Consider the following 13,489-nt stretch of genomic DNA (forward strand, 5'->3'; position numbering starts at 1 on the left):
CCCCCGCCGCCCCCGCCCCGCCCGCGTGTCCCCCCGGCCCCCCTTTCGCGGGGGGTGGGGGCCCCCCCCCCCGCCGCCCCCGCCGCCCCCCCCGCGCCGGGTCCCCCGGGTTTCCCCGCCGCCCCCCCCGGCCCCGCCGGTGCGTTGGCCGTGGGGTTGGGCGCCGGCCCCGCCGGCCCCGCCGGCGCCGCCCGAGCCAGCGAGGAGACCGGCGTTGCCGCCGGCGCCTCCGGCGCCGCCCTGTTGGGTGCCGCTACCGCCGGCGCCGCCGTGTCCGCCGGTGCCGCCCGCGCCGCCCGAGCCGAACAGCAGGCTGGCGTTGCCGCCGGCCCCGCCGGCCCCGCCGGTCAGGATGCCGGCCCCTCCGGAGCCGCCAGCGCCGCCGGCGCCGAAGGACAGTGCGCCGGCGTTGCCTCCGGCGCCGCCGGTCCCGCCGGTCTCGCCGCCCGAGCCGCCACTGCCGCCCGTGCCGCCGGCTCCGAACAGCCCGCCGGTCCCGCCGACGCCGCCGTTGGCGGCGTTTCCGCCAGCGCCGCCGGTGCCACCATCGCCGAACACCAGCCCGTTACCGCCGGCCCCGCCCGCGGCTCCGGCCCCGCCGGCTCCGCCGACTCCGCCGTTGGCGAACAATCCGCCTGTACCGCCGGTACCGCCCACGCCGGCGGCGCCCGGACCCGCGCCGTGCCCGCCCGTCCCGGCGGCGCCGATGAAGAAGCCAGCGTTGCCGCCGTGCCCGCCAGCCCCGCCTTTCGCGCCGGTGTTTATCGACTGTCCGGCGCTGCCGCCGGTGCCGCCGGCGCCGTTCAGCACCGCGTTGCCGCCGGCACCGCCGGTTCCGGCCACCCCGTTGATTCCGGTGGCGATGCCGCCCGTCCCGCCGGCGCCGCCGTTACCGAACAAGCCGCCGCCGGCGCCGCCGGCACCGCCCTCCCCGCCGCCCCCGCCGGTCGCGGTGTTGGTCGCCCCATGCGCGCCGTTGCCGCCGTTGCCGAACAGCCAGCCGCCGTCCCCGCCGGCAGCGCCGGTTCCTGGGGTTCCGTTGACGCCGTTGCCAATCAGTGGGCGCCCGGTCAGTGCCTGGATGGGCTGATTGACGATGCTGAGCACATCTTGCTGCAGGATGTGCACCGGGTTCGTGCTCATCGGAGCGTTGAAGCCGTCGGCACCCAACAGCAGCCCGCTGATGCCACCGAGGCCGGTCTTGCCCGCGGCCGCGCCCGTCCCGCCGCTGCCGGCGTTGCCGCCGTTGCCGATCAGCACACCGTTGCCGCCGGCCCCGCCGTTACCGCCGGTGGTCACGCCGGCACCGCCGTTGCCGCCGTTGCCGCCGTTGCCGAAGAGCCAGCCACCGGCTCCACCCGCTGCGCCGTTGCCGCCGTCGCCGCCGAGTGCGCCGTCGCCACCGACACCGGCTGCGCCGCCGTTGCCGCCGGCGCCGCCGGCCCCGCCGGTCCCGCCCGCGCCGCCAGTGCCCCACATTCCGGCGGTACCACCGGCACCACCGTGACCGCCGCGACCACCAGGGGCGCCGTTGAAGGGGGTGAGGTTACCATCGGCGCCGCTGGCTCCGGCGCCACCAATGCCGCCGTTGCCGCCGGAGCCGAACAGCCAGCCGCCGTGTCCACCGGCGCCGCCGGCGCCACCGACCGCGCCGGTGCCGGCCGCCGGGCTATAGCCGGCGCCGCCGACGCCGCCGTTGCCGATGAGCCCGGCACTGCCGCCGTTGCCGCCGTCGGGGTGGACGGCGTCGCCGGCCCCGCCGTTTCCGCCGTTGCCCCATAGCAAGCCGCCGGCCCCGCCGTTTTGGCCTGGTGCCCCGTCTGCGCCGTTGCCGACTAGCGGGCGCCCCAGCAGGATCCCGGTGGGCGCGTTGATCGCGGCGAGTAGCTGTTGCTCGACAGTCTGCAGCGCGGAGCCGTTGGCGGCCTCGGCGGCCGCATACGAGCTGGCGCTGGCGGTTAAGGCCTGTACGAACTGCTGATGAAACCCGGCCATCTGGGCGCTGAGCGCCTGATAGTCGCGGGCGTAGCCAGAAAACAGCGCGGCGATCGCTTGCGACACCTCATCGGCGCCGGCGGTCAGCACCGAGATGGTCGGACCCGCCGTGGCCGCATTGGCCGCGCTGATCTCCGATCCGATGCCCGCCGCATGCGTAGCCGCCGCCGTCAGCGCCTCGGGCGCCGCGATCAAGAGTGACATGCGAAACCCTCCCGACGGTTCATGACGACCCGTCCTCGAATGCATTGCGGGATCGAAAACTGCCTAGGAACTTCTTCCCTTTAACGAATTGCTGTTGTCCAAAGAAAAACACGGATTTTCGCTCGTATTCAATTCGTTTTCTGTCGCGCGATTTCAGGCCAAAAACCGCTGGTTAGCGTGGCTACATAGGCCAGCGTGCCGACAGCTGCTCGCATTCGGTTGCTTGGTTGCTGGGTTGTTTGGGTTGTTTGGTCTCGGAGCTAAACCCTTCCGAGGTGCTCAGCTGACTACCAACTGGCATCCTTAGACTGCGACAATGACGCAGATCTTTACGTCGACAACGCATTGGGGCGCATTCACCGCGCAGGTGCGCGACGGTGATATCGCGGCCGTGTCCCCGCTTCCTGGCGATACCAACCCGTCCCCGCAGCTACAGAACCTCCCGGGCGCGGTAAGACACCGCAGCCGCATCGCCAACCCCGCCGTGCGACGCGGCTGGCTGCAGAACGGTCCAGGGCCCAGCTCGACCCGCTGCGCCGAGGAGTTCGTTGAGGTCAGCTGGGACGAATTAATCGACCGGCTGGCCGCCGAGTTGCGCCGCGTCGTCGACCACTACGGCAACGAGGCGATTTACGGCAGCTCCTACGGTTGGGCCAGCGCGGGGCGGTTTCACCACGCGCAAAGCCAGATACACCGGTTTTTGAACCTGCTCGGCGGATACACCGCCTCCCGGCACAGCTACAGCGCCGGCGCCTCGGAAGTGATCTTCCCGCACATCTTCGGCTCGTCCCTGTTCGACGCCCTGCCGGGCAGTACCACCTGGGATGTCATCGTCGAGAGCACCGACCTATTGGTGGCGTTCGGTGGACTGCCGCTCAAGAACGCGGCGATGAAGCCGGGCGGGGCCACCACGCATGAGGACCGCGACTACATCACCCGGTACCGGGCCCGCGGCGGCCGGTTGGTGTCGGTCAGCCCGCTGCGCGATGACATCACCGCGATCGCGGGCCCGCTCAGCGACGGGTGCCAATGGATTGCACCGGTGCCGGGTACCGATGTGGCGATCATGCTGGGCCTTGCGTACGTGCTGGCCACCGAATCGCTGGCCGATCGTGGCTTCCTCGACACCTACTGCACCGGCTACGACCGGTTCGAGCGCTACCTATTGGGTCGTGACGACGGGGTCCCCAAGACGCCGGAATGGGCCGCGGCCTTGTCCGGACTCGACGCCGACGAGCTGCGGGTGTTGGCCCGCCGGATGGCTGCCGGCCGCACCCTGATCACCACCAGCCTGTCCTTGCAGCGAGCCGAGCACGGCGAACAAACGGTGTGGATGGGTGCCACCCTGGCGGCGATGCTGGGCCAGATCGGGCTTCCGGGTGGGGGATTCGGTCACTGTTACAGCGCCAACGGCGTGGGCAATGCGCCGGTGACGTGTAGCCTGCCCGCACTGCCGCAGGGCAACAACCCAGTGTCGACATTCATCCCGGTGGCGGCGATCAGTGAGTTGCTGGACCGGCCCGGCGAGCAACTGCCCTACAACGGCAGACTGCTCGATCTGCCCGACATCAAGGTCGTTTACTGGGCTGGTGGGAACCCGTTCCACCACCACCAGAACCTGCCCCGGCTGCGCCGGGCGCTTGCCCGGGTCGACACAATCGTTGTGCACGAACAGTTTTGGACCGCGATGGCCAAACACGCCGACATCGTCGTACCCACCACCACCAGTTTCGAGCGCGACGATTTCGCCGCCAGCAAGAACGACCCGATGTTGACCGCGATGCCGGCGCTGGTGCCGCGGTATGCGAACGCCCGCGACGACTACGACACCTTTTCCGCACTGGCGCACCGGCTGGGGTTTGGCGAACGGTTCACCGAGGGCCGCACCGTGCGCGAATGGCTGGCAAACATCTACGAAAAATGGTCGGCGGAGCTGGATTTCGCGGTGCCGTCATTCGCCGAATTCTGGCGCGCCGGCCAACTGCGGCTGCCGACGAAAACCGGACTGACGTGGTTCGCTGACTTTCGGGCCGACCCGCTCGCTTCTCCGTTAGGCACCCCCAGCGGGCGCATCGAGATTTTCTCCGAAACCATCGATGGATTCGGGTTGCCGGATTGCGGCGGGCATCCGAGCTGGTACGAACCGAAAGAGTGGCTCGGTGGTCCGCGGGCCGGGTTGTACCCACTGCACCTTATCGCCAACCAACCTCGGACTCGGCTACACAGCCAGCTCGACCACGGCGCCGCCAGCATGGATTCGAAAATCCATGGGCGAGAACCGATCCGGATTCATCCCAAGGACGCGGACGCTCGTGGGCTTACTAACGGCGACATCGTGCGAGTGTTCAACGATCGCGGCGCCTGCCTGGCGGGCGTTGTCGTCGACGACGGTCTTCGACCGCAAGTGGTGCAGCTGTCCACCGGGGCATGGTTCGACCCCGCCGACCCGTCGGATCCGGACTCGATGTGTGTGCACGGCAATCCCAATGCGCTGAGCAACGATTCCGGCACGTCGTCGCTGGCGCACGGCAGCACGGGCCAGCACGTCTTGGTTCAGGTCGAGAAATTCACCGGCGAACTGCCGCCGCTGCGCGCCCACGAGCCACCGCCATTGGCTTAGCGCCGACATTGGTACCGGGCGCAGTACTAGTGTGCGGTCCGGTTCCGGAGCCTGTCCAGCACACCGCGTACCGCGTGCTCGGTGACCGATAGCGGCGTCATCACCGTCTCACTGAGGCTCACGATGTAGTCGATCCGCTCGACGATCGCCTCCACCGGCTCGACAAGCACGATGAGCCGTTTGGCGAGATCATCAAGGCTGTGCAGCGTGCCCTCTAGATGATCCAGGCCCCCCTCCAAGCGTTCCACCGTGCCGTTCAACTGTGCTAGCGAGTTATTGAGTTCGACCATGGTTTTGCCCAGGCCGTCGAGGACGTCTTCGACCTGCTCCACCGTCCTGTCGGCGTTCAGCGCTGCCTGGGTGAGCGTCTTCATCCGGCTTCGCACGGGTGTGGTGCGCACCGTCTTGTCTGCCATGACGGCCATTATGACTCGGACCGGATTAGCGAGGAAGCCTGGCTGCCGCGTCCTCGTCCAGTAGCCAGAGCGTGGTCTCGCGCCCGATGGCGCCGGCGGCCGGCACGGAAACGGGATCGGCGCCGCCGATGGCGTCGGCGACCGCGGCGGCTTTGCCTGCTCCGGACACCATCAGCCAGACCTCGCGGGAACGCTGAATCGCAGGCAGTGTCAAGGTGATTCGTTGCGGCGGCGGTTTCGGGGAGTCGTCGACCGAGACCACCATACGGACGGTTTCACGCACCGCGGGGGTATCCGGAAACAGCGAGTTGATATGGCCCTCGGGTCCCATTCCCAGCAAGTGGACATCAAAATTCGGCACCCGGCCACCGGATACGGCGTTTGCGGCCAGGACCTGCTCGTACGCCAATGCCGCGGCATCCAGATCGGTGCCGAAATCCCCGTCGCTGGCTGCCATGGGGTGCACCTGGCTCGCCGGGATATCGACATGATCCAGCAATGCCTCGCGCGCCTGTTTGTCGTTGCGCTCGTCGTCGTCTTCGGGAACGTAGCGCTCGTCGCCCCAGAATAAATGGACCTTAGACCAGTCGACCTGGGCCCCCTGGGTGCCGAGGTATCGCAGCAGTGCGCAGCCGTTGCCACCGCCGGTCAGCACAATCAGCGCCTCCCCTCGGGCCTCGACGGCGGACTGGATGGTGTCGACCAGGCGTTTGCCGGCCGCCACAACAAGGGCCCCGCTGTCCGGAAAGATCTCGATGTCGGTACTCACACGTACTGAACCTTCTTGATGCCTTCGAGCGCGGCGTAATAGATCTCGTCGGGGTCCAGTCGGCGCAGGTCTTCGGCCAAGCACTCCCCAGTTACCCTGCGCGCCAACGGAACCAGGGCATCTGGCTTAGCGGTACGGCTCAAGGTGGCAGTCACCCCCTCCTGGGGTCGGCGTAGCGCTATCGTCTCGCTCTTGCGCACCAGCTCGACCTTCAGGTCGCCAACCGCGCGCCGCACCGGACCGTCGATGCGACTGGCGAGCCAGCCGGCCAGGATGTCGAGCGCCGGCTCGGTCTCCAGGCCCGAGATCAGTGCCGAGTCGATTGGCTCGTGCGGCGGCTGGTCGATGGCCGAGGTCAGCAGGGCACGCCAGTAGGTGATGCGGGCCCAGGCCAGGTCAGTGTCTCCCGCGGTGTATCCGGGAAGTCGGCTCTTGATGGCCGACAGCGGGTCGACACCGTTGGTGGCGTCGGTGATGCGCCGAATCGCCAACTTGCCCAACGGATCTTGGGCCGGAACGGCGGGGGCGATGTCGGGCCACCACGCCACCACCGGGATGTCGGGAAGTAGGAAGGGGATGACCACGCTGTCGGCGTGACCGGCGAGCTGCCCGGACAGCCGCAGCACCACAACCTCCCCGGCGCCCGCGTCGGCGCCAACGCGCAACTGCGCGTCCAGCCGTGGTTCGTCGGCGTACGGATTGCCCCTCATCGTGACGATGATCCGGCTGGGATGTTCGTGGCTGGCACCATTGGCCGCTTCGATGGATTCTTCGAGCACGGCGTCGCTGTCCGGCGCGATGATCAGTGTTAGCACCCGCCCCATGGTGACGGCGCCGATTTTTTCCCGCAGCTCGTCGAGCTTCTTGTTGACCGCCGTGGTGGTGGTGTCGGGCAAATCGACGATCATTTGTGCCGCTCCTCCTCGCCGATTTTGTCGCTACGCGAGCTATCGTCGCCGGCGCGGATCATGGCCGCCGCCATTCCCGGCCGGTGCGGCGCAGCATGTCGAACGCCGACTCCGGCCCCCAGGTGCCCGCCTCATAGGGGTCGGGCTTGCCGCTTGCCGCCCAGTTGTCCAGGACGGGATCGAGTATTTCCCACGCCAATTCGACCTCCGCGTTGACCGGAAACAGGGACGGCTCGCCGAGTAGGACGTCGAGAATCAGCCGTTCGTAGGCCTCTGGCGAATCCTCGGCGAACGCCGAGCCGTAGGAGAAGTCCATGTTGACATCACGGACTTCCATCGCGCTGCCGGGCACCTTTGACCCGAACCGCAACGTGATCCCTTCGTCGGGTTGTACCCGGATGACCATGGCATTGGTGCCCAGCTCATCGGTCATGGTGGCGTCGAAGGGCAGATGCGGTGCACGCTTGAATACCAACGCAATCTCGGTCACTCTGCGGCCCAATCGTTTTCCCGTTCGGAGATAGAACGGCACACCGGCCCACCTGCGGGTATCAACCTCCAGCGTGATGGCCGCGAACGTTTCGGTGGTGGAGTCCTTGGCGAATCCCTCCTCGTCGAGCAGTCCGACGACTTTCTCCCCGCCCTGCCACCCCGCGGTGTATTGGCCGCGACTGGTGGTCTCGTCAAGCGGCTCGGCGAGTTGCGTCGCCGAGAGCACCTTGATCTTCTCGGTCTGCAATGCAAACGGATTGAAGCTGACCGGCTCTTCCATCGCGGTCAGCGCCAGCAGCTGCATCAGGTGGTTCTGGATGACGTCGCGGGCTGCACCGATGCCGTCGTAGTAGCCGGCTCGTCCGCCGAGTCCGATGTCTTCGGCCATGGTGATCTGCACGTGGTCGACATAGTGTGCGTTCCAGATCGGGTCGAACAGCTGATTGGCGAAGCGCAGCGCGAGGATATTTTGCACAGTCTCTTTGCCCAGGTAGTGGTCGATGCGAAAGACCGATTCCTCCGGGAAGACCGTATTGACCGCCTTGTTCAGCGCCCGTGCGCTGTCCAGATCATGGCCGAACGGCTTCTCTATCACGACTCGAGCCCACCGGTCCTCTCGCGGGCGGGCCAGTCCGGATTTGTGCAGCTGTTCGCAAACCACCGGAAACGATTTGGGCGGGATCGCCAGGTAGAAGGCGTGGTTGCCGCCGGTGCCGCGTTCGGCGTCAAGCTTTTCCAGCGTCTCGGCAAGCCGGGCGAAAGCCTCGTCGTCGTCGAAAGAGCCTGGCACGAAACGAAATCCCTCGGCCAGCCGATCCCAGTTTTCCTGCCGAAACGGTGTCCGGCAGTGCTCTTTGACGGCCTGGTAGACCACCTTGCCGAAGTCCTGGGTGTCCCAGTCCCGGCGGGCGAATCCCACCAGGGCAAAGGTCGGCGGCAGCAGGCCGCGGTTGGCCAGGTCATAAATAGCCGGCATTACCTTTTTGCGGGCCAAGTCTCCGGTGACACCGAAAATCACCATGCCGCACGAGCCGGCGATTCTGGGTAGCCGCTTGTCCAGCTTGTCCCGCAATGGGTTGTGCCACTGGCCGGCGCTAGCGCTGCGGGCAGCTGCGGGGCTCATTTGCGCCGCTCCTCTCTCCCGCAAGCGGGAGGTACCCCCACATCGCCATGTATATCGTCGCCGGCGCGGCTCATTTGGCGGCGGAGTCGAGCTGCACCTGGGTCTCCTTGAGCAGCTCGTTCCAGGACGCCTCAAATTTCTCCACGCCCTCGTTCTCGAGCACGACAAAAACATCCGGGATGTCGATGCCGACCGCCTCGAGCTTGTCGAACACCTGTTGGGCCTCCGAAGCCTTGCCGATGACGGTGCCGCCGCTGATCACACCGTGGTCGGCGACGGCGTCAATCGTCTTCTCCGGCATCGTGTTCACGGTGTTCGGGGCGACCAACTCGGTGACATACAGGGTGTCGGAGTAGTCGGGATTCTTGACGCCGGTCGACGCCCACAAGGGGCGCTGGACCCGGGCTCCGTCGGCCTGGAGCGCCCGGTAGCGATCGCCGCTGTCGAAGGCCTCCTGGTAGGCGGCGTAGGCCAGTCGGGCGTTGGCGACACCGGCCTGGCCACGCAATGCAAGCGCGTCGGCCGAGCCGATCTTTTCCAGCCGCTTGTCGATCTCGGTGTCCACTCTGGAGACGAAAAACGACGCCACCGAATGGATCTTGGACAGATCGTGGCCCGCTTCGCGGGCCTTCTCCAAACCGGCCAGGTACGCATCCATCACCGCGCGATGCCGTTCAACTGAGAAGATTAGCGTGACGTTGACCGAAATCCCTTCCGCCAGAACGGCGGTGATCGCCGGCAGGCCGGCCTTGGTGGCCGGGATCTTAATGAACAGGTTGGGGCGGTCGACGATCTTCCACAGCTCGATCGCCTGCTGGATGGTCCTGTCGGTTTCGTGCGCCAGTCGCGGGTCGACCTCGATAGACACCCGGCCGTCGACGCCGTCGGAAGCTTCCCACTGACGCGCCAGCACGTCGCACGCGTTGCGCACGTCGTCGGTGGTGACAGTACGGACGGTGGCATCTACGTCGGCACCACGCTCGGCGAGTTCGGCAACCTGGGCATCGTAGGCATGGCCCTCCGACAGCGCCTTCTGGAAGATCGACGGGTTTGTGGTGACGCCGACGACGCTCTTGGTGTCGATCAGCTCCTGCAGGTTGCCTGACCGCAGCCGGTCGCGCGATAAGTCGTCCAGCCATACCGATACCCCTGCGGCGCTCAACGCGGCAAGGTTTGGGTTCTGGGTCATCTTTCAATCACCTTTTCTCAGTTATCGAGTGCTTCTTCCGCGGCGGCGGCGACGGCTTCTGGTGTGAAGCCGTACTCGCGGAACAAAGTCTTGTAATCGGCGGACTCACCGTAGTGCTCGATCGATACGATCTTCCCGGTATCGCCGACCAGCTTGTGCCAGGATTGCGCGACGCCGGCCTCGACGGCCACCCGGGCCGATACCGACGGAGGGAGCACGGCGTCGCGGTAGTCGTACGGCTGCGACTCGAACCACTCCACGCATGGCATCGATACCACCCGCGCGAGGATGTCCTTGTCCGCCAACAACTTTTGCGCCTCGACCGCGAGTTGCACCTCGGAGCCGGTGGCGATCAGAACGACATCGGGCTCCTCATCGCCGGGATCACCCAGCACATAGCCACCACGGGCAACTCCCTCGGCGTTAGTGCCCTCCAGCACCGGAACGCCCTGCCGCGTCAATATCAGGCCGACCGGACCGCTGCCGTTGTCGCGAGCCAGGATCGTGCGCCAGGCGTAGGCCGTCTCGTTGGCGTCGGCCGGGCGGACCACCGACAAGTTTGGGATCGCGCGCAGCGCCGAAAGGTGCTCGATCGGCTGATGGGTGGGGCCGTCTTCGCCGAGCCCGATCGAGTCGTGCGTCCACACGTAGATGGTGTCGATATTCATCAGCGACGCCAGCCGCACCGCCGGACGCATGTAGTCCGAGAACTGCAGGAACGTGCCACCGTAAGCCCGGGTGGGGCCGTGCAGCACGATGCCGGACAGGATGGCGCCCATCGCGTGTTCGCGAACACCGAAATGCAGCGTGCGGCCATACCAGTGCGCTGTGTAATCCTTGGTCGAAATCGACGGGGGCCCAAAGGAATCGACGCCCTTGATGGTGGTGTTGTTGCTGCCCGCCAGGTCGGCTGAACCACCCCACAACTCCGGCAGTTTCGGCCCGACGGCGGCTAGCACCGCACCGGAAGCCGCGCGGGTGGCCAGCGCCTTCGACCCGGGTTCCCAATGGGGTAAGTCGGCGTCCCAGCCGTCGGGCAACTTCTGCGCGAGCAACCGGTCCAGCAGCTGCTTGCGCTCGGGTTCGCGCTGCGCCCACGCTTCGAAGTCGAGCTGCCAGCGTTCGTGGGCCTCTTTGCCTCTGGCCACCAGCCCCCGCGTGTGGGTGATGACATCCTCGCGGACCTCGAACGTGTTCTCGGGATCGAATCCGAGGATCTTCTTCACGGCTGCGACTTCCTCGTCACCCAGCGCCGCGCCGTGCGCCTTGCCAGTGTTCATCAGGTTTGGCGCCGGATAGCCGATGATGGTGCGCAGCGAGATAAACGATGGCCGATCGGTAGCGGCCTTCGCGTTGGCAATGGCCTCCTCGATGCCGACGACGTTTTCGCCGCCCTCCACCTCTTGCACGTGCCAGCCGTAGGCACGGTATCGGGCGGCGGTGTCCTCACACAGCGCGATGTCGGTGTCGTCCTCGATCGAGATCTGGTTGTGGTCGTAGAACACGATGAGGTTGCCCAGCTGCTGCACCGCGGCCAGCGACGACGCTTCCGAAGTCACCCCTTCCTCGATGTCCCCGTCAGAGGCGATGACGTAGATGTAGTGGTCGAAGGGGCTGGTCCCCGCTTCGGCATCGGGGTCGAACAGGCCGCGTTCGTAGCGTGATGCCATCGCCATCCCGACCGCTGACGCCAGGCCCTGGCCCAGAGGCCCGGTCGTGATCTCAACGCCCTTGGTGTGCCTGAACTCCGGGTGTCCGGGGGTCTTGGAGCCCCAGGTGCGCAGCGACTCGATGTCGGACAGTTCTAGGCCGAACCCGCCGAGGTAGAGCTGCAGGTAAAGGGTCAGGCTGCTATGCCCGGCGGACAGCACGAACCGGTCGCGTCCCAGCCAGTGGGTGTCGCTGGGATCGTGGCGCATCGTCCGCTGGAACAGCGTGTACGCCAGCGGGGCCAGGCTCATCGCCGTTCCGGGGTGACCGTTGCCGACCTTCTGGACGGCATCGGCGGCCAGCACCCGGACAGTGTCGACCGCCGCCGAATCGATCTCGGTCCAGTCGTCGGGATGGCGCGGTTGGGTAAGGGCGGAGATCTCTTCGAGTGTGGTCACAAATTCAGTCCTCAGGTCAGTCCTCAGTCCGGGGTCATCAAACTGATCAATCCCACCCTAGTGCGGGATTGCGAGCGGCCGCAGGTCCAGATTTGGGGGTACCCATGGGAGCCCTGTGAAACGTAACCTGCGGGCTACTCGCGCTTTGCATTCGGTGCCGATATGCCGCAAAAATCATTGTGAATCGACCCTGCGGCGCCGCGGCCCGGGTCACGCGGTCTACCATCGTGCGTAGTAGAAGCTGCGCGCGGCTGCGATCCCCGAGGAGTTATTGCGTGAGCGTTCGCGGGCTCGTCGCGCCGAGGCGAGTAACAGGACGGGTAACCGGTAGGCTCCTGGCTTACCTTGCGCTGACCAAGCCGCGGGTCATCGAGCTGCTGTTGGTCACCGCGATACCTGCCATGCTGCTCGCTCACCGCGGTACCGTTCAGCCGCTGCTGATCCTCAACACCCTGGTCGGCGGGATGATGGCCGCCGGCGGGGCCAACACACTCAACTGTGTGGCCGACGCAGATATCGACAAGGTGATGAAGCGCACTGCGCGACGGCCGCTGGCCCGTGCCGCCGTTCCGACCAGAAATGCCCTGGTCCTCGGGCTGCTGCTCAGTGCCGGCTCGTTCTTCTGGCTGTGGTGGACCACCAACCTGTTATCGGGACTGCTGGCGGTGGCGACCATCGCGTTCTATGTGTTCGTCTACACGCTGCTGCTCAAGCGTCGGACGTCGCAAAACGTCGTATGGGGCGGCGCGGCGGGCTGCATGCCGGTGATGATCGGTTGGTCGGCCATTACCGGCACCATCTCTTGGCCGGCGCTGGTCATGTTCGCGATCATCTTCTTCTGGACACCGCCGCACACCTGGGCTCTGGCGATGCGGTACAAGGAGGATTACAAGGTAGCCGGCGTGCCGATGCTGCCCGCCGTGGCGACCGAGCGCCAGGTCACCAAGCAGATCCTGATCTACACCTGGCTTACCGTGGTGGCGACGCTGGCGCTCGCGCTGGCGACAGGGTGGCTGTACGCAGCGGTGGCGCTAGTGGCCGGGGTGTGGTTCCTGGCTATGGCGCATCAGCTGTACGCCGGGGTCCGCGCTGGCGAGCCCGTCAAGCCGCTGCGGCTGTTCCTGCAGTCAAACAACTACTTGGCGCTGGTTTTCTGCGCGTTGGCCATCGACTCGGCGATGGCGCTGCCGACGTTGCTTGGGTGACGGCACGCGGGTTGTCATGGTCGCAGTTGGAGCTCTTCTGTCTGCAGGCTTCGACGGTTGCGGAGGTCCGCAGGCGGGCGATGGGCTCACCCACACGGCCGACGTGAGCCACATGGAACTGCTCAGCACCGAGGACCACGGCCTGTACCACCGTCGGAGCGCCTTCGTATGAGCCGCGGTCGGAATCGGCTGCGGGCGACGGGTTGAGGTTCGGTCTCAGGCAGGAATTCGGCATGGCCAACGGGCGGCGATATCGTCTCGCACCGGCAGCACTCGTTGAGAAATCCCGCGCGCCGAAATTGTCGTCGTCCGGATGGCGCAGGCCCCGCTGACCGACAAACGGCCACGGCACTCTCGCTTTCTTCGATGGATTCCAGACGCCAGTTTGGCCGCTCCTACCCTCCCGTTTATCGGGCAGAATTTGTGTCACCCGAACGGCGGCTCCGCTGTCCCTTAACGG

General features: G+C 66.6%; 8 protein-coding genes and 2 pseudogenes. 2 read left to right on the forward strand and 8 right to left on the reverse strand.

Features of this window, described 5'->3' with window-relative positions; all coding sequences use genetic code 11:
• Positions 1–999: 999 nt before the first annotated feature.
• Together MSIMFI_RS29820 and MSIMFI_RS29825 are read right to left on the reverse strand one after the other, a co-directional pair.
• Positions 1,000–1,092: pseudogene (locus tag MSIMFI_RS29820) on the reverse strand (PE family protein); the annotation flags it as partial.
• 597 nt (positions 1,093–1,689) lie between these two features.
• Positions 1,690–2,244 (reverse strand): annotated as a pseudogene (locus tag MSIMFI_RS29825) (PE family protein); the annotation flags it as partial.
• Between the two features lie 271 nt (positions 2,245–2,515).
• Here MSIMFI_RS29825 and MSIMFI_RS23335 point away from each other — a divergent pair.
• Positions 2,516–4,819 (forward strand): molybdopterin guanine dinucleotide-containing S/N-oxide reductase, encoded by a 2,304-nt coding sequence (locus MSIMFI_RS23335; protein ID WP_191499353.1) that lies wholly within the window; start codon positions 2,516–2,518, stop codon positions 4,817–4,819.
• Between the two features lie 26 nt (positions 4,820–4,845).
• Here the strand turns inward: MSIMFI_RS23335 and MSIMFI_RS23340 are convergent, their stop codons facing one another.
• From MSIMFI_RS23340 to tkt, 6 genes are all read right to left on the reverse strand, one after another.
• The gene (locus MSIMFI_RS23340) at positions 4,846–5,244 is read right to left on the reverse strand and encodes an ATPase (protein WP_186242816.1); all 399 of its coding nucleotides are present in this window, start codon (positions 5,242–5,244) and stop codon (positions 4,846–4,848) included.
• A 16-nt stretch (positions 5,245–5,260) separates the two neighbouring features.
• On the reverse strand, positions 5,261–6,004 hold the full coding sequence (gene pgl / locus MSIMFI_RS23345; RefSeq protein ID WP_191499354.1) for a 6-phosphogluconolactonase: 744 nt from the start codon (positions 6,002–6,004) through the stop codon (positions 5,261–5,263).
• Positions 6,001–6,912: a glucose-6-phosphate dehydrogenase assembly protein OpcA gene (gene opcA / locus MSIMFI_RS23350; protein ID WP_191499355.1), complete on the reverse strand. Its 912-nt coding sequence runs from the start codon at positions 6,910–6,912 to the stop codon at positions 6,001–6,003. Before opcA ends, pgl begins: the two co-directional genes overlap by 4 nt.
• A gap of 58 nt (positions 6,913–6,970) precedes the next feature.
• Positions 6,971–8,527 (reverse strand): glucose-6-phosphate dehydrogenase, encoded by a 1,557-nt coding sequence (gene zwf / locus MSIMFI_RS23355; protein WP_191499356.1) that lies wholly within the window; start codon positions 8,525–8,527, stop codon positions 6,971–6,973.
• A gap of 70 nt (positions 8,528–8,597) precedes the next feature.
• Positions 8,598–9,716, reverse strand: coding sequence for a transaldolase (tal, locus tag MSIMFI_RS23360; RefSeq protein WP_191499357.1), 1,119 nt, complete (start codon positions 9,714–9,716; stop codon positions 8,598–8,600).
• Between the two features lie 17 nt (positions 9,717–9,733).
• Positions 9,734–11,824 (reverse strand): transketolase, encoded by a 2,091-nt coding sequence (gene tkt, locus MSIMFI_RS23365; RefSeq protein WP_191499358.1) that lies wholly within the window; start codon positions 11,822–11,824, stop codon positions 9,734–9,736.
• A 275-nt stretch (positions 11,825–12,099) separates the two neighbouring features.
• Between tkt and MSIMFI_RS23370 the strand changes: the two genes are divergently transcribed.
• Positions 12,100–13,029: a heme o synthase gene (locus MSIMFI_RS23370; protein WP_191499359.1), complete on the forward strand. Its 930-nt coding sequence runs from the start codon at positions 12,100–12,102 to the stop codon at positions 13,027–13,029.
• Positions 13,030–13,489 lie beyond the last annotated feature (460 nt).

The sequence above is a fragment of the Mycobacterium simulans genome (assembly GCF_900232995.1).
Classification (GTDB): Bacteria; Actinomycetota; Actinomycetes; order Mycobacteriales; family Mycobacteriaceae; genus Mycobacterium; species Mycobacterium simulans.